The following is a 23035-nucleotide window of genomic DNA, read 5'->3' as shown; positions in this document are numbered from 1 at the left end:
AGCCGCATTAACAATGCTGGTCTCTTATAGCATGTTTTTTTTGTTATAGAAGGTCATATTATGCTGATGAAAGCCTGTACTCCCTCGTCTGTATTATTGGTATGTTTGGGAAATATCTGCCGCTCCCCTACTGCTGAAGAAGTTTTTCGTCAGCAAGCAGCGATTGCTGGACTATCTATAAAAGTAGACTCAGCAGGCACCAGTGATTGGCACGTTGGCAGTGCGCCTGATGCTCGCTCACAACGTCATGCTAAGTCACACGGCTATAAAATTAATAAGCTGGTCGCTCGTCAAGTCAGTACCAGTGATTTTCATGATTTTGATTTAATCTTAGCCATGGATTCACAGAATCTAGCTGATCTACAAGCTATTAAAGACAGCATTGCAGAGTCAGAAGATAATTTAGCAACACTAGCGCTGTTCAGTGAAGAAGACCCTACCTATTGCGGTAGCGATGTGCCAGATCCATATAAGGGCGATAACGATGATTTCGAAGAAGTGATCGAGCGTATCGAATCAAGCGCCCAAGCTTGGATAGAAAGCTGGAAAGCCTGCTAGCCATACCGTCTATATTTCTGCTACTCTTGCATCCGGTATCCTCTATAATAAGGTTAATCTTCTATAAAAGAGCTACAGCGTTAACCTCGCTTGAAGTATCACAGTTACGTCTGCACTCAGTTGCTTTGTATCTCTTTTAAATTGAAACAACTATAACTACCTTATCATTTATTATCCTTTTGCCACATAGGCTATGTTATGACCCAAGCTTCACGCCTTGACCACAGTACTCAGTCTACCATCAGCTCTGATGTTTCGAATGTTTCAGCGACTGCCGTAGTTAATGATTCAATCGATTTGTCACATGATAATACTATGGCATTGGCTTGTGTTGCTGACTCTGTAGTGACATTAGAGAATGAAGCGCAGCTTGATGATTTTATGGCAGCTTATATAGAGGATACAGCAGACAAGCTACCACTGTTTGTACTGTCTGGCGGTAGCAATGTTTTATTGCCTGCCGCGTTGAAGGCTATAGTATTGCAGCCAAAGATGCGTGGTATTCATCTGACCAATCAAACCGACAATTATGTTGATATCGAGGTAATGGCTGGTGAGAACTGGCATGATTTGGTCGTACATACGGTCAATCAAGGTTGGTATGGATTGGAAAACCTTGCACTAATACCGGGCCTGACGGGCGCAGCACCCATACAAAATATCGGTGCATACGGCGTACAATTAGAAGACCGCTTACAGTATGTACGCGCCTATCATTTGCCGACACAAACTTGGCACCATTTATCAGCTGCCGATTGTCAATTTGGCTATCGTGACAGTATCTTTAAACGCACACCAAACACATGGCTTATTAGTCGTGTGGGTTTCAGATTACATACTGATCCTGCCAATATTCTAGCCAGTTATGGCGATGTACAGACTGTGGCGCAGCGCTATGCGGAGCAACAAGGGCGCGAGCAAGCGATGCCTCATGATGTTATGCAAGCCATTATAGATATTAGACAACAAAAACTGCCAGACCCAAAACAGCTACCTAATTGTGGCAGTTTTTTTCAAAACCCTATTATCGCTCAGGAGCAGTTCACAGCGCTGCAAACAACTTATCCAGCTATCGTTGGTTATGCGATGCCTGATGCAACGATAAAAGTTGCTGCAGGTTGGCTCATTGAACAAGCAGGGTTAAAAGGCGGCGGCATTGCACCTATTTTTACACACAAGCAGCAAGCACTAGTACTGACCAACCATACGCCTCAGCAAGCCACGCAAGAAGATGTAGCCATAGCGCAGAAACATATCGCTGCTACTGTCTATGAAAAATTTGCCATTCAATTGTCACGTGAGCCAGTCTGGGTAAATGCTGATGGCTCAATTGGATATGCTGAGCATGTGGCCTAAAAAATCATGGTCTAAGCGGCTATTATCTAAACGATTATGGCGATATTACTTGCGGTTTTCTGAACGCATGGTGACGCTTTTTCGCATTATCAATATTACTTTTATACTAGGCTCCACGTCTGTCATTTTAGTGATTATTAGCCTATTTACTCCGCTGTTTTCGCAAGCAATCGTTTATATCTTTTCTCTATTGCCACTACCTGATATGCCTTCTGCTGCCATGAGCTCACCGCCTACTGCCTATGTAGTCTTAGGCGGCGGTCTGACCAACGACCACAACAACCAAATTATCTTGAATCGTTATAGCCTCAATCGCGCCCGTACCGCTGCACGCGCTTACCATGACTTACCTCTACCGATCGTACTGAGTGGTGCTGAAGCTCCATGGCTCGGTCAATGGTTGATGGAACACGGTATCGACGGACTGATCAGTGAAAATGCCAGCATGAATACATGTGAAAACGCCCGTTTTACAGCCAAACGCATTCCGCTACGCCATGTATATTTGATTACTGACAGCTATCATATGGCACGTGCACGCAGACAGTTTGCCTTAAACGGTATCAATAGCACACCACTTCCTGCGCCACTGCCAGTAAGACGCGACTGGATGAAGCCTGCGTACAATTTAAGTCACTCAAGGCGCGCTGTCTATGAGGTCGCAGCCTACCTGCGCGATGTGATACGTCCACAGATGGACTGCCGCCATGCCAAAGATGTGACTTCACAGCAGCTATTGACCCCAAGAGGCAGTGTTGCAAAAAACTCTGACGAATAAACGTTAAAGATATATACGATACCATTGAGAAACTCATCCTAAATGCTACCGAACATCCACTACATTTGTGATGGGTGTATAATAATAAGAGACACTGCTATTTAAGAGATTTGCCATGCTCAGTATATTTTTATTAATTCCATTAAGTCTCATGCTGTTTGTGGTTGCTATTTGGGCGGTGCGTTATGCGGTCAAGTCAAATCAATTCGAAGATCTGGACAATGCATCACAGCGTATTATATTGGATGACCGTCAAGAACGCCGCCAAACCATGCAGGCTCATGAACGCTCAGCACCTACCCAGCAAAAAGATCAAACAGCGGTAACTGATGGAAATAACGAACATTCTGAGATAGATAAAAACTCAGAAATCTAATCTTATCTACCTTATAAATGCGTAATTTATTGGTGCCGTTTTATTAAATAATTCAGCATTAGCAAGTTCGCCCTTTACTATTCTTAGGAGACGCATTCATGACCATCGCTTTACTTGTGGCGGCATTACTAATGGGATTCTTTGGTTCACCGCATTGTTTAGGCATGTGTGGCGGTCTTGTGACCGCATTTGGTCTGTCTATGAAAGATGTCAGCCCCGCCAAACGTCGTGCTTTGGTGGCCACGTATCATTTTGGGCGTTTAACGAGTTACGCATTATTGGGTTTAATTGCAGGGCTAATCGGTATTACCGTATTAAAGCCATTGATGATGGGTAATAGTACACCGCGTATTTTATTAGGATTGGTACTGGTATTCGTCGGTGTGACGATGCTTGGTGCGCCGTTTTTGACTAAGCTTGAACGTTTTGGTATGCGCTTTTGGCAGTATCTTAGCCCATTGCGTCAAAAGGTATTTCCACTTAATACTTTTCCGCGCGCATTAACAGCAGGGTTGCTTTGGGGCTTTTTGCCTTGTGGTTTGGTATATGGCGCTCTACTAATTGCGGTCGTTGCTCATAATCCATTAAGCGGTGCTGCGTTGATGTTTGTCTTTGGTCTAGGAACCATACCGATGTTGGTTGCGACGCACGAAACGGTCGGTTGGCTACGTGATAAGATCGGACGTTTTCGCTTAAGGCAGTTAAATGGTGCGGTTATGGTCATATCAGGGTTGGCAGTAGCAGTCGTGCCGATGGTCATGGCAAATATGCATGGCGGCCATGGTGAGATGAATCATGGTAGCCACACTGCTATGATGTCTGATATGGACTCTCACGACATGAGCCAAATGAATCATGATACGGATATGGCAGCAGACATGGATCACAACATGCAGGATATGGATCATAGTATGAATGACATGAGTGATGAATCAGTGGACATGAATCACCATGAGCATACTGAAATGATGGAACACGCTCAATAAAGTTATCGGTAACAGATACTATTAACACTTAGCATATAAAAAAGCCCTCAATACCATTTTCGATATTGAGGGCTTTTATTTTTTGAATAATGCTCAGTTTATAGCAATTATTCCTGCCATTGCTCAAGCGTAAACTTGGTTTCTAAATGCTTCTCTAATGCCGGTATATTAAAAGCATCATCCTCACTCACAAAGCTGATACTAATACCTGTCTGGCCCGCACGGCCCGTACGTCCAATGCGATGCACATAATCATCTGGCTGATCAGGCAAAGTAAAGTTAACCACATGACTGATATCATCGACATGGATACCGCGCCCTGCTACATCTGTCGCCACCAAGATAGACGCGTGACCATCTTTAAAGCGCTGTAAGTATTTCTCACGTTTTTGCTGAATGACATCGCCCGAGAGCATCACGATATTATGCGCTTGACGCAGTTTGTGATATAGACGCTTTACTTGATCTTTGCGATTGGCAAAGACGATGACTTTCTCTACTGCTTCATCACTGATAATACGCTGCAAGGCGTCCAGTTTTTGATCTTCTGTCAGCAAATAAAAATGCTGATCTACTAACTCGCTGGTCTTGTGTTCAGGCTCAATTTCAACAAACTGAGGCTCATGTAACCAACGATAGGCTAAATTCATCACATCTTGGTTAAAGGTTGCAGAAAACAGCAAGCTTTGACGATCCGTATTGGCAGGCATTCGACCAACTAGGCGCTTGATATCAGGAATGAATCCCATATCTAACATGCGATCTGCTTCATCAAGTACCAATACCTCTACTCTATCTAGATACACCATGCCTTTGTTAGCAAGATCAATTAGACGACCAGGCGTCGCTACCAAGATATCAACGTATTGACGTTCAAGCTCGTGCTGCTGAGTTTCATAGTTAGTACCGCCCATAATACAAACACTGTGTAGCGAAGTATATTTGGTTAATGCAATGCAGTCATCAAATATTTGCTGAGCCAGTTCGCGAGTTGGCGCCATGACCACAGCGCGCGGCTCACCGAGATAGCGCTCTTCGTCATTGGTAAATGGACGCTTAAGTAAGGCTTCCATAATAGTCAGTAGAAAAGTTGCTGTTTTCCCTGTGCCCGTTTGTGCCTGTCCAATAGCATCTTGATGTGCCAATGTATGCGGTAGTATCTTTGCTTGAATCGGCGTCAATTCAGTAAAGCCTAGATCACTTACTGCACGCAGGGTCGCTGTTGAAAGTGGCAAATCAGTAAACGTTGTAAAATTGCTCAAAAAAATATCCTTTTAAATGAATTGCTTGTATTTTATTAATTATAAATATGCTCACAATGAACCTTTATAGTGTCAAATGGAGCATTTAAACCGTAATCAGTAAGAGTAGCCTTATCGAGTCTGCCAACTACCATCAGACATATAGGCATAAAAAAAGCCAAGCCCGAATCCAATCCTACCAAATATGCTGCGGTTCACTCAACATAGGTAAGATAAGATGGGCTTGACTCAGTAGTATATCAGTAGTTTGTACAGACATTATAACTAAACCGCTTTAATGTCTGAGTAAATTACTCTTCTATCTTTCTGACTTCTTCAGCTTGCAGACCTTTGTCACCTTCTACTACGCTGAACTCAACTTTTTCGCCATCCTTTAGAGAACGATAGCCATCACCCTGAATCGCGCGGAAATGGACAAAAATATCTTCTCCGCTGTCACGTTGAATGAAACCAAAGCCTTTTGAGTCATTAAACCACTTAACGATACCTTGCTCACGAGCTGACATAATATTACTTCCTAAAAAAGTCCGCTTAGCCCTAGCTTCCTTTGCGACATTGCATATAAACAGGGTCTAAGATTATGAAATCAAAAATTAAGAGTATTACTACTCTACTTACCATCGTCTATGTAGTACTTCAATTACCTACATAGTGCTTCCATAACGAATTCGCCAAAAGCGCTTATCGTCATGAAATTTGATGATAGCAACAAACTTGCAATATTTATTGCGTAAAAAATATCATAGCACGGGTTTTTAGCAACATAAAGACTTTTAATATGCTTTTTGATATCTAAATAATTTTTTTAGACAAATTTTTATAACCTAGCTGGCAAGCTGTTATGATAAAGAGCAAAATGCGTTGAAGCTGGTTTAGTCCGGTGACCCGCACCTTAGATTATTCTTATATTATAATAAATTATTAACACCGCCCAATAGTTACCGAGACCATTATGACCTCTTCTACTCCATCAAAAACAGCCGAACAATCGACTAACGAAAATTCAAATCAAATATTGACTCATAAATTACTACTGGTAAATGGCGTAAATTTGAATTTGCTAGGCAAGCGAGAACCGCACATTTATGGTCATACGACACTTGCTGATATAGAAAAGCAACTAGTTAAGCGCGCCGCTCGCCACGGTGTAGAGTTAATATGTATACAGTCCAACCATGAAGGTAAGCTAGTAGACGACATCCAGCATCATGGATTATTGGCGGACAAATCTGCTCAAGTCGATGCTATCATCATCAATCCAGCTGCATTTACGCATACTTCAGTGGCTCTGCGCGATGCGCTATTGGCCACGCAAAAACCATTTATAGAAGTGCATTTATCCAATGTTCATGCCCGTGAGCCTTTCCGTCATCATTCACATCTAAGTGACGTTGCGGTCGGAGTTATTTGCGGCTTGGGACAATTAGGCTATCAAATGGCACTTGATTACTGGTTGAGCAATATGTATGCAGTTGACACAAGCAAATGATATGACTGTGCTTACTTTTTTATCAATGATTACTCGCGTTTTCACACATTAGTCAAACAGTAATCCTGCAATTAAAATAATAGAATTACGACTGAGTAGACAACCCATTATACGGTGACATGAATGGCAAAATCGTCCGGAAAACGCTTTATGAAACTCGCTGGCATGACAGCGAGTATTGCTGGCAAAGCCGCTAAAAACTCATTTAAGCATCTCTCAAGTGACGAAGAAAAACGTCTGCAAGCTCGCTCAGATCTGATGCAAGACGTGGGCGTTCAAATTGCCGAAACGTTGGGTGAGATGAAAGGCGCAGTGATGAAGGTCGGACAGATTGCTTCACAATATAAGGATGTATTCCCGCCTGAGGTTGCGTCAGCACTCGAAAAGCTACAGAAAGATGCGCCGCCAATGCCGTATGCGCAAATACAAGCTCAAGTTGAACGTGAATTGAAAGCGCCGATCTTAGAGTTGTTTAGCGAGTTTGAAGAGACACCTTTTGCCGCAGCATCCATTGGACAAGTGCACAAAGCAACGTTGCCATCGGGTCAAAAAGTGGTGGTCAAAGTCCAGTATCCTGATGTTGATGAAAACTGTGATAGCGATCTCAAACAAGTACGTATGGCATTAAAAATAGCTGGCGTGCTCAATATGAGTAAGCAACTACAAGAGCAGCTTTTTAATGAGATTCGCCAGAGTCTGCACGATGAATTAGACTATGTTAAAGAAGCTCATAACTTACGCGTATTCGGCGCTTTTCATGCAGAAGATGAAGGCCTTATTATTCCCAAAGTGATTAGTAGCCACTCTTCTAGACGGATTTTAACGTTGACCGAAGAGATGGGAGAAACATTGACTGTCGCTGCGACATGGGACAATGACATCAAACAAAAAATAGCAGAGCGTCTGTTTCACTTTACCGCAGGTCAGCTATTTGGCTTATACCGTATGCACTGTGACCCTCATCCAGGTAACTTCGCGTTCCGTCATGACGGTAGTGTCGTGGCATATGATTTTGGGGGTATCCGCAGTTATAGTGATAGCGAAGTGCAGCTATTTAAACGCTTTGTCAAACATGCACTAAAAGGTGACGTCACTGCACTTGAACAAGATCTGATTGCATTAGATATTCGCCGCGAAGATGACAAAAACATCCCTGGTGAGTTTTATGAAAAGTGGCTATCGATTGGTCTAAAGCCTTTATCCATTAGACCCTATCAAGAAGGCGAATTTGATTTTGGCAGCAGCCAAGTACATCACGAGGCCATTGCCCAGATGCGTACGTCTTTAAAGTACTTTGGTCAGTTTCAACCCTCAGCTACCACTATGATGCTAGACCGTACTGTATCAGGACAATACTGGAATCTGGTCAATCTAGGCGTCGAGATCGACCTGTCTCCACTGGTTGATGAATACATCGATGCGTAATATATTCATGTACTTTCACGATTAAATCTATTTTTAGATATGTAGCGCGTGTCCACAACGATCGCAAAAGTCTGCCCCTACTGCATGGCCGAATTTACCACAGTTTGGACAAGTCACCGGGTTGAGCTGCGGACGCATGTTACGTGCTAACTCTGACGTGAAAATACCTGTTGGTACCGCAATAATCGAGTAACCTGTGATCATGACCATGGTTGCAATTGCTTGGCCGAGCGGTGTTTTGGGTGACATATCACCGTAGCCAACCGTTGTCATCGTGACAACTGCCCAGTAGATAGACAATGGAATACTGGTAAATCCATTTTCCGGCCCTTCTACCACGTAAATAATTGAACCGAAGATGGTTACTAACAATACAAGCGATAAGAAGAAAACCGTAATTTTCTGCTGACTGGTTTTTAATGCAGACGCCAAGAACCCAGCCTGTTGCATATAGGCCTTGAGCTTAAGAACGCGGAACACACGTAAAATACGTAATACCCGTATCACGAGTAGATACTGTACACCCACAAACATTAGGCTCAAATAACTTGGCAATACAGACAGTAAGTCTACTATTCCAAAGAAACTAAAAGCATAGCGTAAGCGGTTGGGTGCTGAAAACAGCCTTAACGCATACTCAATAGTAAACAAAATAGTAAAAAACCACTCTGCATAAAAGAACAACGTGCCATACTGCAAACGCATATATAGCACACTATCAAGCATGACGACCGCCACACTGGCTAAAATTGCAATCAGCAATACAATATCAAAGAGCTTGCCCAGACGAGTATCTGTGCCTTCAATAATGATATGCGTACGGTTACGCAAGTGTGTAAGAGCTTCGGCGGTTGGTTGCTTCATAGAATCAGTACTTTATAAAGTCAATGGCTTGATAGCACGCAATGACTTAAAATGTGATGGATAAGGGCAAGTTGGTCAAAATAGCTAAAACTGGTTTATAATATCGCTCACCTATCACAGTGAATACAATCTATAAGTTGCCACAGTGTAGCAAAAAAGCACTCTCAACAACATACAAATCGTTAACGTGCCAGTAGCGCTACTACCTCAAATAGACAAAGTAATGATAGTATAAAATCAGGCAATCAGAGATCGAAGGTTGTTGTTAATCACTTTTTTTACCCATAAAAATAGTACGTAGAACTTAAGGATGTTATATGGCAGGCCATTCAAAATGGGCAAATATTAAACACCGTAAAGCCCGTCAGGATGCAGTAAGGGGTAAGATATTTACCAAGATTATTCGCGAAATCGTTTCAGCTGCCAAACAAGGCGATCCCGATCCTGACAAAAACCCACGCTTACGTGCCGTTATCGAAAAAGCCCTATCCGTCAATATGACGCGCGACACGATCAATCGTGCTGTCGACCGTGGTACAGGCGGCGGCGATAATGAGAATATGGAAGAAGTCAGTTACGAAGGCTACGGTGTTGGTGGTGTGGCTGTACTGGTCGAAACCATGACTGATAACCTTAACCGTACGGTCAGCGAAGTACGTCATGCTTTTACCAAGAATGATGGTAATCTTGGCACATCAGGTTCAGTGGCGTATCTATTCACTAAACGTGGCGAAATCACTTTTAACGATGTCAGCTTAGAAGATGAAGTGATGCTCGTTGCACTAGATGCGGGCGCCGTTGATATCGAAAATGATGGCGAAAGCTTGCTCGTTATTACTGAATGGGAAAGTTTCGGTCAAGTCCAAGATGCCCTTAATGCGGCTGGTCTTATTTCTGACAACGCCGAAGTCACTATGTCACCATCTACCACGGCTGAGATCGACAATGTTGATGATGCTGAAAAGATCATGAAGATGATCGATATGCTAGAAGATGCTGATGATGTGCAAGAAGTTTATACTAACGTGAACTTCTCTGCTGACGTCATGGCTCAGCTTGAAGCATAAGCTTATTAATTGTTCAGTAAAAAGGGCCAGATACTAAAAGTATTTGGCCCTTTTTTATTAAGATAGCTCCAGACTCAGTTCTATGTCCAACTTCCTTCAAGTGCTAGTAAATACTCTTTTTTATCTAGCCCGCCTGTATAGCCACCGAGCTTACCGTCGCTTGCAATGACTCGATGACAAGGAACGATGATACTAAAAGGATTTTTACCATTAGCCTGCGCAACCGCACGAAACCCCTTTGGACTGTTGACACGCTGCGCGAGTGTGGCATAGCTAATGGTTTCGCCATACTCAATACCTTGTAATGCCTGCCATACTCTTTGCTGAAACTCAGTGCCCATAGAGAAGTCTAAAGGCAAATCTAACGTCTTACGTTTACCATCAGCATAGTCTTTGAGTTGGAAAATCGTTTCTATCAATAATGCTTGAGCAGGTTTGTTCATGCTTAGGCTATTTTTATCTATAAAGGTAAAGTCTTCATCTGTCAGGCCATAGTACTTTTTAATTTTGGGTACAGATTTTGAACTATGCCATGAGTTACCTGCCAGCAGCCAGTTTGCTTCAACAAGCATAGGCTGACCATGCTCATTGACACGAGCAATCAGTGTTAATCGATGTGACCCAAAGGCTGCTGTGGTAACTATCATAGCGTCTACTTCCCTATTCTTCTAAAAATGATTTACCAGATAAAACTGGCCCTCTTATTCTTTATCATCGGTCTCGAACAAAGCGGCGACAAATTGCTTCGGACTAAAAGAACGCAAGTCATCGATCGACTCACCCACACCAATATAACGGATAGGCACATCTGTCGTTTCGGCAATATTAAACACCACACCACCTTTAGCAGTACCGTCTAGTTTGGTGATAGTAATGCCTGTCAGTGGCACAACTTTATTAAACAGTTCGACTTGGTTGATAGCATTTTGACCCGTGCCAGCATCCAGCACAATCATACCTTCATGCGGGGCACTTGGATCCGCTTTACGCATGACACGTACGACTTTCTCCAACTCTGCCATCAAATGTGTCTTGTTTTGCAGACGTCCCGCAGTATCGGCAATGAGTACATCAATATTTTTTGCTTTGGCTGACTGCATCGCATCAAAAATGACAGAAGCGCTGTCAGAACCATGACCTTGCGCTACCACTGGAATATGATTGCGCTCGCCCCAAATCTGTAGCTGCTCAGTAGCTGCCGCACGGAACGTATCACCCGCTGCCAGCATGACTGATTTGCCTTCACCTTGTAGACGCTTGGCAAGCTTACCAATCGTTGTGGTTTTCCCTACGCCATTGACACCTACTACTAATATAACGAATGGCTTTTTGCTAGTATCAATCACCAATGGCTCAACTTTTGGTGTGAGGATATCAACCAATTCACTTTGCAATGCTTTATATAAAGAATGTGCATAGATCAAGTCACCACGATCTGTTTGCTCGGTGAGGCTCTTGATGATACGGTTCGTCGCGTTGACGCCGATATCGGCTACCAATAGCTGATCTTCGACTTCTTCTAATAGCTCGTCATCAATCTCTTTACCACCGATTAAGATACTGACCATGCCTTCAGCTAAGTTTTTGCGTGACTTACTGAGGCCCGTTTTCATACGGTTAAACCAGCTGCCCTTTTTCTTATTTTCTTTAGTCTCTTGTGACTCTTGTAACTCTGTAGCAGGCTCTTTGGTAGTAGCTGCCTGTACATTACTGTCAGCCACTGGGTTTACGCTTGGTGTATCACCCAATTGCTCTTGCAATGGCATAGCAGGAATGGTTGACGCAGTATTAGTTTGACTTGTAGCAGCGGCTGTCTCTTTAGCGCTCGAAAAGCTTTCAGAATTACCTTTAGGGACATTATGCTCTTCTGTCATAACAATTGGCGTCGCTAAAGCAATATTGTCCGCAGCATCATTACTAGAGACGTCTTGGTTTACCGTACTGTCCTTTTGCGGAGCAACACTCTCTGTTTCATCAATAATGGGCACAGATTGCACCGGTAGACTGGGTAAGGTAATATCATCGTCATCTAAGTCGTCAAGACCAGTATCAAGGTTAATGACTACGCGGTTGCTATTGTTTGGGTTGTTCATAAGTTTGCCCTAAAAGTTATCACAATCAATTATTTGTTTATTGTTAATGGATTTGCATATTGTCATCTGGCTACGAGCGACATGACGCTTAATTTTGACCTATTTTAGCATAATTCAAGTCATGCTCAGCCCTTACCCTATTAGACTATCGTCAAAATTTATCTGTTTAAAAAATCACTCAATGATTTGAGAAAGTTTTGCTTAAGGTTTAGACACAAAACTCTGACCTGCTACTTGTCAGACTTCGCCTACTCTACCAAGACTTATTCGATAAATACTTATTAGGAATCCGTTATGTCATTATTCTCTAAGCACTACAAAAAAATCAGCAGCATCAGTGTGGCTATTTTATTAACGACGACTATATTGGTGACAGGTTGCACCACGACGCAAGAGTTTAGACCGACTGCTAGCGTTATGGTTGGTGCTCAGACCTCTTTGTAATGTCTTCTATCGCTATGATTAGCATTTAATTCTTCTATTATTATTTTATATAAGTAGACCATACCATGCCATTGTCTTTACCTCTAGCAGCTGCGCCATTACGCATTGCTTGTGCCTTAGCAGTAGCAGCGTCACTTGCTGCATGTCAAACCAATACGATGCCTATTAACTCTGCAACTGCGACAAGCTCAATCGCAACTGATAGCTTGGCTCAAAACATATCAGATGAAAATAAAACGAGCAAAGACACTCAGCCGTCTGAGTTGACAATGGATATGTCAGGTCGACATGAATATCAGTTAGAAAATGGTCTAAAAGTCGTCATAAAAGAAGACCACCGTGCCCCAGTCGCTATGACACAAATCTGGTACCGAGTGGGCTCAGCAGATGAGCCTCTTGATAAAGGTGGTATCTCTCACTTACTCGAGCACATGATGTTTAAGGGCACGACCAACGTTTCTAGTGATGATTATGAGCGGCTAATTGCTAAGTTTGGTGGTGTCAATAATGCCTTTACCAGCTATGACTATACCGGATACTACGAGCTATTCCCTGCCAATCGTATGCCGTTAGCGCTAGAGCTTGAAGCAGATCGCATGAAAAACCTTATATTTGATGACAAAGAATTTGCTAAAGAGCATCAAGTGGTCATGGAAGAGCGTCGCCAACGTACTGATGACAATCCGCTTGCTAAAGCGTATGAGTCATTTCGTCTGCTGGCCTTACCTGACAGCCCAAAAGGCGAATCTGTCATTGGACCTATGAACGAGCTAGAATCGATTAAACTTTCAGATCTAAAAAATTGGTATAAGACGTGGTATGCACCAAATAATGCAACGTTAGTCATCGTCGGCGACGTGCAACCACAAGAAGTACTTACTCAAGTCAAACGTTACTTTGGTGATTTAGAAAAAAGCAACCTACCCAAACGTACCTCTGTGACTCAAAAAGGCTTCCGTGGTTATCAAAAGGTAGACTCTGAGCAAGCCGTTCAAGTGCCCGTTCTACTGATGGGTTACAACGTGCCAAGCCTTGCCACGGCAGGCACCAACAATGAAAAACAAGCTTATGCCCTTTCACTTGCGCAAGATGTGCTCGATGGCGGCTTATCTACACGCTTAGAGAGTCGACTGATACGTGAGCAAGGTATATTGACGACGGTTGGTACTTCTTACGACTTGCTAGATCGCGGTGATGGGCTGTTTTTGATTCAAGCAACACCGCGTGAAGGCGTCAGCTTAGAGCAAGCACAACAAGCTATAACTTCGGAAATAGAAAAGCTAAAAACCGATCCTATTGCCGATGACGAGATCAGTCGCGCCAAGACCAATACGGTTACTGGTTTGATTTATGCGCAAGACAGCATGGAAGGACAGGCACGTATGATTGGCTCGTTACAATCTATCGGTCTAGATGACAGACTGCTTGCTAAGTTACCAGCTAAGCTCGACGGTATCAGTGTGGCTGACATTCAGGCTGCCAGCAAAAAATATTTGGTCAAAGACAACTTGACGGTGATGCATGTCGTGCCACCTAAAGACAGTAAAACCCCAGCGAAATAGTCGCTGCCTATTATCAAATGTCTCATAAAAATGGCCATAGCACCGTATTCTTAATAAGAAGAAACTCATGATTCAGAATAAATACGACTCTAAAGCAAAACCAAAATCTTTTAAAACTGCTTCAGCCTCTATAAGAAGCACTATCGCATCTAAAAAGGGATCTTATCTCAGTGCTAGCGTAATTTTTGCTTTTAGCATCTTGGCTACTACTGCTCAAGCTGATACAACAGCTGCTGAAGATTACCGCTCACCTGCTGCAGTCGATGCAAGTGCGCCAATTGCTGCTCTATCTAAACTGACCAGCTTAGCCGATGACAAACCTTTAAAAGTCACCGTACCGACCATTCAACAGTTTAAGACCAAGTCTGGCGTACCTGTTATGTTTGTACAAACGACCACCTTGCCAATTGTCGATGTTGATTTGCGTTTTAATGCTGGTAGCGCGCGTGATGGTAGTATCAAAAAGGATGGTTTTGGTATTGCGAATATGACAGCGACGATGCTCGAACAGGGCTCAAAAAGCCTAGATGAAAATGCATTTACTCGTGCAGTGGAAACGTTGGGCATCAATCTAAGCAGTAGCGCCTATAAGGATATGTTTATTGTTTCACTGCGTAGCCTATCTGATGATAAGCATCTCCTGCCAGCCATTGACCTAATGACACAGATGGTGAGTGAACCTACCTTTGACGAGCAAGTTCTAGCTCGCAATAAAGCAAGACTGTTGGTAGGCCTGCAGCAACAAAAACAAGATCCTAATAGCTTAGCAAGTATCGCTTTCAACGAGGCTCTATATGGTACTCACCCTTACGCGCATCCATCAGTCGGCACGCTAGAAAGCGTTCCTACGATTGAGAAGCAACAACTGATAGACTTTAAAAATAAATATCTAGTTGCAGCAAACGCGTCTGTTGCTATGACCGGCAACCTGACATTAAAACAAGCCAAAAAACTGGCAGAAGACATCACTGCTAAATTGCCTACTGGCCAAGCTGCCACTGATTTACCTGAGCCGAAACCGCTTACCAAAGCGCAGCACGTTCATATTCCATTCCCAAGCACTCAAACCACTGTACTCATGGGACAGCTAGGTAGCAAACGAGCTACCGACCCAATAGCACAGCAGCAGCAAACCAACTTTGCTGTTGGAAACGAAGTCATGGCAGGCAGTGATTTTAATGCGCGACTAATGACTGAGGTGAGACAAAACCTTGGCTATACTTATGGAATCTCAGGATCGATGAACCCAATGCTCTCTCGAGGTCCCTACCAGATTGGTTTTTCGACACGTAATGACAAGGCGCGTGCGGCCATTGATGCAAGCTTAGCGGTTATCAACGAAACGCTGGACAAGGGTATCACCACTGAGGAGATGCGCTTAACTACAGATAATCTGAAAAATAGCTTCCCGATGGGATTTGCGAGCAATGTAGGTATCAATAGCTTACTTGGAATGATGAATTTTTACCAATTACCGAATAATTACTTAGCTGACTATACCAATCGCATTGATCAAGTCACACTTTCAGAGGTCAATCAAACCATGCGAGATACGCTAAAGCCTGATAACTTTTTAATAGTTACGGTTGGGCAAGAAGATCCTTGGAAAGAAAAGAAAGTGGTAGAAAAAACCAGTAAGAAATAAATCGCTAGGAAGCAATATTAGAAATAAGCGTTATCAATCCAATGGACGTATTATAAATGGTAAAAAATACTACTCATAATATGTCCATTAATATTTGAACGGCTATAATCTTTAAATAAGAAGTGAAATATTAGGAATGCTTAGTATTAAGAATACTTGGCATCAGAAATTTTTAGCGTAACATCATAGACAAAATGCTCAGGCTTATGGGTAGCCCCGTTATAGCTCAAACGGATAACATGCTTATCATAAGACGTCACTTTATAATTACCATTGGCAAAGTTATGTAGCGTCGGCACAATTAATAGCGCTTCTATTTGACGGTTATCTACTTTAACATTGAGGCGCTGACCCTCTCGCGGATATAAAAAATAATCACAGTAGTCATTTACCATGACCTCTGATATACGTTCAATAACCTGATTACCTGTTTCTTCTTGAATTAATTTTGGACAGACATCAGAGCGCTTAGATGCCAAACGAGCATAAGAGTTCTTGATACCATCTTCTATCTCTTTAGAGCTTTGTATATGTCTATCAGCCTTATCCGTCACTATCATATTGTTTTCAGAGGACATCTCTTTACTACATGCACTAATCAGTAATGCTGACATAAGTGCAGAAGTAAACAAAGCGCCATACCTATATTTCGAGTGCAAAAAACTTTGCTTTTCGTTATTTAATTTATGATAGTTTTTCATTGTCGAGCGCTGATTTTTCATAGTTTTCGCTTAAAGTAAATTTGATGGTTTTCTTTATGAGCCATGAAAATATAAAGGCGATTGATAACACATATTATTAAAGCATAGTTTTTAAAGACCAAACAAATTTTTAATGAACTCATGCGTCTAACCTATCAATCCTACCAAATAATTACAAAATTATTATTTTTAGTAAATACCGGAATAGTATATATAAAAATGAATATATATCTAGCGTTATCTCGGCTAACTTTATAATTATTTGAATTTTCGATTCTTGGCAGGTCAACTAATAACGGCAAGAAGAAGAACTACTAGCGTGATTGAACCCCCACTTACGATAACCATCAGTATCTAAATGAATAGCCCCTGTCGCATATAATCCTAAGCCAAAGTTATAAGGCTGTCCTTGATACTGCCAAAACTGGCATAAGCCATCATGCATGGTACTCAAGCGCCATAAATTGTCTTCGTACTCAGGTACCCAGATATCCATAGCACTTGCATTCATATGCTTACTACCGTCTGCCCCGCCTGCACAATCATTCAAACCTGGGTTACGATATACCGAACGTATCTCACTACTAAGTGGTAAAATACCTTGGTTTTTCAACTCACTATAAAGGCGTAATGTTGGTACAATGTTAGACCATAGTTCTTGAGGTGGCAGTTGATAAGGCTCATATCCGCATTTACTCCAACTACGGGCAGTCGTCAGCAGTTGCGACAGTGGCGGTACATTCTGCGACCCGACTCGTGCGCTGAGATAGCGTTCATACTCTGCTACTTGTCTGGCACGATAGCTATTGCTATTTAACCATGCGTTAAAGTCCATACTCATAGAATCGTTATAAGCACCATTATAGGTGTTGTTTGCTGTACTATAAGTAGTACCACGTCTCACTACATTCACACGTTTGTTTTCTTCAATGGACAACCTAGCATCAATCTCGAAATCACGCTGCTTTTGCACAATCAAGTTTTGCATACTGTCGCCATTTGATGCACTCGCACCACTCAACATGGTGACACCAGGACGCTGATTTGAGCTGTTAGTAGATGGCGTTATATACGCATTACTGTTATTGCTTGTACTGCTACTTTGACGTATTTGAATACGGCGTTCACTATCATCACTGATAATAACGGCATGAGCACTGACACTGCCAGCACATAGGATAAGGGTGATAATAGGTTGGCAAATTTGCCTATACGCATGGATTTTTGATTTTATCATTGCAAGAAACTACCGCTAAAAACGTTTTATCGATACTATCAAATTTTCAACAAGCAGGCTAAACTATCGCTTCTAATTTGAAGTCCAATATTGATAATTAACACTTATCCTTACAACTTTTATAATTGAGTGACTTTATTATTATTTGTGAATGATATAGCCATTGCTTGCTCGCATATTTTTATTAAAGTCGGTACTTTTAAGTACGCTTCTCATCATTATTTATAATGAGCTAATTTAGTTAGTACTTCCCTCCTACACCAATTGTTAGCCAAATTCTGCCTATGTCTTCTAACCCGCAATATCGTTTTTCACGTCAAAGCCATCATTTGGGTCAAGGTCACGCACCGACACTATGGCAACGTATTCATATCGACCCATGGTTAACTTTACTGTTATTGACGGTTTGTTGCATTGGTCTGACGATTCTATACAGCGCCGCCAGCCAAGATATTGGTATGGTCATTCGCCAAATGGTCAGTTACGGTGTGGCATTCGCTGTGATGTTTACCATGGCGCAGATACCGCCCAGTCTCTATCGTACTTTTACGCCTATATTTTATGTCTTAGGGCTCATATTATTAGTATTGGTAGATATTATCGGTGAAGTACGTATGGGTGCTCAGCGCTGGATCAATTTGCCTGGGTTCGGTAGTGTGCAGCCTTCAGAGTTCATGAAGCTTGGTATGCCAATGATGTGTGCTTGGTTTTTGTCTAAGCGTGATTTGCCACCGTCAGCGTCTAGCATTGCTATTACCTTGGCACTAATCATTGTACCGGTGCTATTAATTGCTAAAGAGCCCGATCTTGGTACGTCACTACTGGTCGCTGCTAGCGGTATATTTGTGCTTTTCTTAGCAGGTCTTTCATGGCGTCTAATTTCTGCTGCTGTAGTTTTAGCTGTACCATTTATTGCCTTTGCTTGGAACTTTTTACTCCACGACTATCAGCGTACACGGGTATTAACACTCCTTAATCCTGAAGCAGATGTACAAGGTGCTGGGTGGAACATCATTCAATCGAAGACAGCCATTGGTTCTGGTGGCCTCACTGGAAAAGGCTATCTAGAAGGCACACAATCACACTTACATTTCCTACCAGAAGGCCATACTGACTTTATTATTGCTGCCTTCTCCGAGGAGTTTGGTTTGCTCGGTGTGATGCTACTGATGTTCATTTACTTTTGCCTTTTATCACGCGCCTTATATATCGCTTTCACCCATCCTGATGTTTACAGCAGATTGTTGGCTGGTGCTATCGCTATGTCTTTCTTTGTTTACATATTCGTCAATGTCGGCATGGTTGGCGGCATTTTGCCTGTCGTAGGTGTTCCACTACCATTCATTAGTTATGGTGGTACGGCTATCGTGACTCTGATGGCAGGATTTGGTTTACTCATGTCTATCCATACACATAAATCTGGCTAACTGGGATAGGATAATTTCTGTATAATTCGTCTTTCAAGTAAGTTGTTGTAATAATTATGGTAGTATCATTAAGATAAATTGTTTTGTACTACTAATGATTTGATAAAAGACAATGAGCCATGGCGCGAAGAAGAGTTTTATTCTTAGCGCTATGGCTCTTTTATTTTAATGATCTTCATATAATTTATGTTCGTATCAATCACTATAATAGTTACAAATCCGAAATAATTATTCGTTTTAGCGCCTCTTATTTCTAATAGTAAATAGGCAGAATTTCCAATATAAGTTAACCACCTATAAGTCTAGAAAGATTTTATTCCTTGTTTTTTACAAAAAATTGCGTTAACCTCGTTTTACTGTACTCTGATACATAACCCGTACATAGCTACTAATAAACTTTGCATTTAAATATATTTAGGTTGTAGCGTAGCCGTATAGTTAGCATCTTGTAGATTCCAGACTTTCAAATACACTACTTAATTAACGGTTTGATAACATAGCGATACGCGATGTCCTCTGAACCTTTTATTAACGTAGCATTCTAAAGAAGTTTGTATATCGCACATCATGTAAATACAACATATAGTGACATTGTCACTCAGTCCTGATTTTGGACTTTGTATTCAATGCTTATCGCTAACTATCATTTGAGCGTATCGTCAGTCACTTTAGCTCTACTTCTGCTGAACACTGATGATAATGAAATGAAAAATTACCATATATTAATATCTATAAGAGCCACGCATTAATCAATATGAAAACAATACATTAATGCCATGCTCAATCTAAAATATTTAGAGTTAGGTTTTGATGTATAAGTTATAGAGGTATTTATGAACAAGCGTTTATCTGGTTTACTTACAATGTCAGCAATGTTATTTGCTGGCTCTGCAGTTGCTACCAATGCAAATGCTGTAGAAGCAAAGACCACACTTGCTATGATTTCGCAAGATAACGCCTCCCACATTGACCGTGTACTTGGTGAATTAAGCCGTCAACATGATGGTGCATCAAGCTTGGTAAAATCAGCCCGTCAGCCGACTTCATTGGCACTTAGCAGCTCATTGTTAGCCAATGATACGACACAAGTTACCAATGATGAAGACGTATTAGAGCGTCTAACAGCTGTTGCCTCTAACTCTGTCAGCAAATTTAAGCAGACTGGTCTTGCGTCTTGGTATGGTCGTAAGTTTCATGGTCGCAAGACTGCCAGTGGCGAAACTTTCGATATGAACGGTTTAACTGCAGCGCATCGCTCATTGCCATTGAACTGCTATGTCAAAGTTACTAACAAGACTAATGGCAAAAGTGTCGTGGTAAAAGTGAACGATCGCGGCCCATTCCATGGTAACCGTGTATTAGACTTATCTTATGGTGCTGCCAAAAAACTCGGTATTACGAGTAAAGGCGTGGGTAACGTTGCTATTGAGCGCGTTGCAGGACCTTAGTTTTAGGTATCGGTTTTAGAGACCAATAATATTGTTAGCCTATATAGCAAAAAAAGCCTAACTAATTATTAGTTAGGCTTTTTTTATGGTTTATATTTATCGCTCTAGGCTAATAGTAGCGACTAAACTACTCAAAACGAAGTACTATTAGTTCTATATACCTTATAACTCAAATGCGCTTTCGATAGCATCATCCAGACGCTCAACAGCAATCACATTGATACCCTTAAACTGAGGCGCATCTTTAGCAGGTGCATTGGCCTTTGGAATGATGGCATGCTTAAACCCATGTTTCATCGCTTCCTTTAGGCGCTCTTGTCCATTAGGTACCGGGCGTATCTCGCCCGATAGACCCACTTCGCCGAATACTGCTAATGAAGATGGTAATGCCCTCTCTTTAATACTTGAAGCACAAGCCAACAGTACGGCCAAATCAGATCCTGTCTCTATGACTTTGACACCACCAACGACGTTGACATAGACATCTTGTCCACTGGTATGTATCCCACCATGGCGATGCATCACTGCTAGTAGCATGGATAAACGTTGAGAATCTAGACCCAATGCCATCCTTCTAGGCGAGCCTTGTGAATCATCGACCAAGGCCTGCACTTCTACTAGTAGCGGCCTTGTTCCCTCACGACTGACCATGACAACTGACCCAGCAACAGGTTTGTCATAACGACTCAAAAATATCGCTGATGGATTAGCGACTTCTTTAAGCCCCATATCAGTCATACCAAAGATGCCCAGTTCATTAACTGCACCAAAGCGATTCTTGACCGCACGAATCATACGAAAACGCGAGTCAGACTGGCCTTCAAAATAGAGTACCGTATCAACCATATGCTCCAATACTCGCGGACCTGCTAGCGTACCTTCTTTGGTTACATGTCCTACTAAAAATAGCGCCGTTCCCGTTTGCTTAGCATAGCGAGTCAAAATCGCTGCAGACTCTCTAATCTGACTGACACCACCTGGCGCAGAGTTGATAGCGTCCGTATAAATCGTCTGAATAGAATCAATAATAGCGATGGCTGGCTGCTCTTGCGTTAATGCAGCACAGATAGTTTCTACGTTAGTTTCGGCCAGTACACGCAGTCTATCAGCAGGCAAATCTAAGCGTTTGGCTCGCATAGCTACCTGTGCAAGTGATTCTTCACCTGTCACGTATAACGCACTACCTGCCAATGAATCAGCTCGTGCCATATTGGTCGCTGTTTGCAGCAGAATCGTTGATTTACCAATACCTGGATCACCACCGATTAACACTACGGAACCCGCCACTAACCCACCACCCAGCACGCGATCGAACTCACTGATACCGGTTGGTAGGCGTGTGTCGAGCGTCACACTTACTGCATTAAGCGGCATAACAGCACTGTGAATACCAGAGTAGTTACCAGCTGGCGCACTGGTACCACGAGTAGCAGCTCGTGCGTTATTAGGCTTCGCGGTGCTCTTATTGTGATGTGGCATGCTGACATTTGGGGCTTCGACCAAGCTATTCCATTCCCCGCAATCCGTACACTGCCCAGCCCATTTACCAAAATGCGCACCGCAATGCTGACAGACATAGCTGCTTTTATTTTTTGCCATAGCTTATAAGCCTTATTCAGAGGATCAATCGAGAATAATGAAGAAAGTATTGTCACGCTTTATAAGCGCTGATTCAAAAATGTTCGTCATGATAAGTCAGCCATTGATTTTGCAAGCTGTACTTGAAAGAGGATGATGTTAATTGTAGAGATATTAATTATAGATATAAGTAGTAACTGGCTTATAAGCTCTATATAAAATAGTTGTAGCCAGCTCTATTAGTTAATTAGAAATTACAAAATTATTGGTATGAATTTTACGTAGCGTTTGGAAAGCAAAATGCATAGGGAGTAAGGAAAATCCATACCAACATAACTCTACTTTAACGGCACCTTTTTAGAGACCATCCCAGATTCTGTGTAACTGCCATTTAGATTAAATGCTTACTGATACGGTCATCAAACATAATCATAAAACGATTCAGAGCAGACGTCCAGTTACGGATTGGCATCGACCACTTTTTAGACGCCTGCTGGGTGGCTAAGTACACCACTTTGAATGCTGCCTGATCAGACGGGAAGACCTTACGCTTATTCACTGCCGTCCGAATCACACTGTTTAGCGACTCTATCGCATTGGTGGTATAAATCACTTTTCTGATGTCTTTCGGATACTCAAAGAACACCGTTAAGCCCTCCCAGTTATTACGCCAAGACTTGATGACATGCGGATATTCCTTGCCCCAAGTCTCATCAAAGTGCTCAAGATTGGCCTCTGC

General features: G+C 42.2%; 21 protein-coding genes and 1 pseudogene. 13 read left to right on the top strand and 9 right to left on the bottom strand.

What is annotated here, in order from left to right; genetic code table 11:
- Positions 1-60 precede the first annotated feature (60 nt).
- The 5 genes from JMX63_RS07015 (at position 61) to JMX63_RS06995 (ending at position 4054) form a co-directional block, all read left to right on the top strand.
- Complete coding sequence (locus JMX63_RS07015) at positions 61-558, top strand: low molecular weight protein-tyrosine-phosphatase (protein WP_101205020.1); 498 nt, start codon at positions 61-63, stop codon at positions 556-558.
- A gap of 315 nt (positions 559-873) precedes the next feature.
- Positions 874-1914 carry a UDP-N-acetylmuramate dehydrogenase gene (gene murB / locus JMX63_RS07010; protein WP_257020010.1) on the top strand — a complete coding sequence of 347 codons (1041 nt, stop codon included), beginning with the start codon at positions 874-876 and terminating at the stop codon, positions 1912-1914.
- A gap of 49 nt (positions 1915-1963) precedes the next feature.
- Positions 1964-2692 carry a YdcF family protein gene (locus tag JMX63_RS07005; RefSeq protein WP_227673273.1) on the top strand — a complete coding sequence of 243 codons (729 nt, stop codon included), beginning with the start codon at positions 1964-1966 and terminating at the stop codon, positions 2690-2692.
- Positions 2693-2807: 115 nt separating this feature from the next.
- On the top strand, positions 2808-3068 hold the full coding sequence (gene ccoS, locus JMX63_RS07000; RefSeq protein WP_227673272.1) for a cbb3-type cytochrome oxidase assembly protein CcoS: 261 nt from the start codon (positions 2808-2810) through the stop codon (positions 3066-3068).
- Positions 3069-3166: 98 nt separating this feature from the next.
- On the top strand, positions 3167-4054 hold the full coding sequence (locus tag JMX63_RS06995) for a sulfite exporter TauE/SafE family protein (protein ID WP_160022696.1): 888 nt from the start codon (positions 3167-3169) through the stop codon (positions 4052-4054).
- 107 nt (positions 4055-4161) lie between these two features.
- On the opposite strand, the gene JMX63_RS06990 is transcribed toward JMX63_RS06995, so the two are convergent.
- Complete coding sequence (locus JMX63_RS06990) at positions 4162-5316, bottom strand: DEAD/DEAH box helicase (RefSeq protein WP_102091784.1); 1155 nt, start codon at positions 5314-5316, stop codon at positions 4162-4164.
- A 290-nt stretch (positions 5317-5606) separates the two neighbouring features.
- Positions 5607-5822 carry a cold-shock protein gene (locus tag JMX63_RS06985; RefSeq protein ID WP_057760416.1) on the bottom strand — a complete coding sequence of 72 codons (216 nt, stop codon included), beginning with the start codon at positions 5820-5822 and terminating at the stop codon, positions 5607-5609.
- A 446-nt stretch (positions 5823-6268) separates the two neighbouring features.
- Between JMX63_RS06985 and aroQ the strand changes: the two genes are divergently transcribed.
- Together aroQ and JMX63_RS06975 are read left to right on the top strand one after the other, a co-directional pair.
- A complete protein-coding gene (aroQ, locus tag JMX63_RS06980; protein ID WP_201571741.1) occupies positions 6269-6805 on the top strand; it encodes a type II 3-dehydroquinate dehydratase in 537 nt (178 codons plus the stop codon).
- A gap of 123 nt (positions 6806-6928) precedes the next feature.
- A complete protein-coding gene (locus JMX63_RS06975; protein WP_102091782.1) occupies positions 6929-8230 on the top strand; it encodes an ABC1 kinase family protein in 1302 nt (433 codons plus the stop codon).
- Positions 8231-8263: 33 nt separating this feature from the next.
- Here JMX63_RS06975 and JMX63_RS06970 read toward each other — a convergent pair whose 3' ends face one another.
- Entirely contained in the window at positions 8264-9094 is an 831-nt protein-coding gene (locus JMX63_RS06970; protein WP_057760421.1) for an ion transporter, read from the bottom strand.
- A 317-nt stretch (positions 9095-9411) separates the two neighbouring features.
- Between JMX63_RS06970 and JMX63_RS06965 the strand changes: the two genes are divergently transcribed.
- A complete protein-coding gene (locus JMX63_RS06965; protein WP_102091781.1) occupies positions 9412-10161 on the top strand; it encodes a YebC/PmpR family DNA-binding transcriptional regulator in 750 nt (249 codons plus the stop codon).
- Between the two features lie 80 nt (positions 10162-10241).
- Here the strand turns inward: JMX63_RS06965 and JMX63_RS06960 are convergent, their stop codons facing one another.
- Positions 10242-10808 carry a methylated-DNA--[protein]-cysteine S-methyltransferase gene (locus JMX63_RS06960; protein ID WP_201571739.1) on the bottom strand — a complete coding sequence of 189 codons (567 nt, stop codon included), beginning with the start codon at positions 10806-10808 and terminating at the stop codon, positions 10242-10244.
- Positions 10809-10862: 54 nt separating this feature from the next.
- Positions 10863-11774: a signal recognition particle-docking protein FtsY gene (gene ftsY / locus JMX63_RS06955; RefSeq protein ID WP_227526712.1), complete on the bottom strand. Its 912-nt coding sequence runs from the start codon at positions 11772-11774 to the stop codon at positions 10863-10865.
- A 774-nt stretch (positions 11775-12548) separates the two neighbouring features.
- Between ftsY and JMX63_RS06950 the strand changes: the two genes are divergently transcribed.
- The 3 genes from JMX63_RS06950 to JMX63_RS06940 all read left to right on the top strand — a co-directional run bounded on the left by JMX63_RS06950 (position 12549) and on the right by JMX63_RS06940 (position 15905).
- A complete protein-coding gene (locus JMX63_RS06950; RefSeq protein WP_160022686.1) occupies positions 12549-12698 on the top strand; it encodes a hypothetical protein in 150 nt (49 codons plus the stop codon).
- 65 nt (positions 12699-12763) lie between these two features.
- Positions 12764-14260 (top strand): M16 family metallopeptidase, encoded by a 1497-nt coding sequence (locus JMX63_RS06945; protein WP_201571737.1) that lies wholly within the window; start codon positions 12764-12766, stop codon positions 14258-14260.
- A 67-nt stretch (positions 14261-14327) separates the two neighbouring features.
- Entirely contained in the window at positions 14328-15905 is a 1578-nt protein-coding gene (locus tag JMX63_RS06940) for a M16 family metallopeptidase (RefSeq protein WP_201571735.1), read from the top strand.
- A gap of 146 nt (positions 15906-16051) precedes the next feature.
- Here JMX63_RS06940 and JMX63_RS06935 read toward each other — a convergent pair whose 3' ends face one another.
- Entirely contained in the window at positions 16052-16537 is a 486-nt protein-coding gene (locus tag JMX63_RS06935; RefSeq protein WP_201571734.1) for a hypothetical protein, read from the bottom strand.
- A 358-nt stretch (positions 16538-16895) separates the two neighbouring features.
- On the bottom strand, positions 16896-17843 hold the full coding sequence (locus JMX63_RS06930; protein ID WP_201571732.1) for a D-Ala-D-Ala carboxypeptidase family metallohydrolase: 948 nt from the start codon (positions 17841-17843) through the stop codon (positions 16896-16898).
- Positions 17844-18127: 284 nt separating this feature from the next.
- Between JMX63_RS06930 and rodA the strand changes: the two genes are divergently transcribed.
- Positions 18128-19270 (top strand): rod shape-determining protein RodA, encoded by a 1143-nt coding sequence (gene rodA, locus JMX63_RS06925; RefSeq protein ID WP_201571731.1) that lies wholly within the window; start codon positions 18128-18130, stop codon positions 19268-19270.
- Between the two features lie 1106 nt (positions 19271-20376).
- A pseudogene (locus JMX63_RS14675) lies at positions 20377-20718 on the top strand (septal ring lytic transglycosylase RlpA family protein); the annotation flags it as partial.
- 162 nt (positions 20719-20880) lie between these two features.
- Here JMX63_RS14675 and radA read toward each other — a convergent pair.
- On the bottom strand, positions 20881-22317 hold the full coding sequence (gene radA / locus JMX63_RS06915; protein ID WP_201571730.1) for a DNA repair protein RadA: 1437 nt from the start codon (positions 22315-22317) through the stop codon (positions 20881-20883).
- A gap of 370 nt (positions 22318-22687) precedes the next feature.
- A partial coding sequence (locus tag JMX63_RS06910) for a transposase (protein ID WP_201571729.1) occupies positions 22688-23035 on the bottom strand: 348 nt, incomplete at its 5' end.

Origin of the sequence: Psychrobacter nivimaris (genome assembly GCF_904846365.1) — a bacterium.
GTDB classification, from domain to species: Bacteria; Pseudomonadota; Gammaproteobacteria; order Pseudomonadales; family Moraxellaceae; genus Psychrobacter; species Psychrobacter nivimaris_B.
The sequence above is the reverse complement of the archived record's forward strand: the minus strand, read 5'-3'. Positions and strand labels throughout refer to the sequence as shown.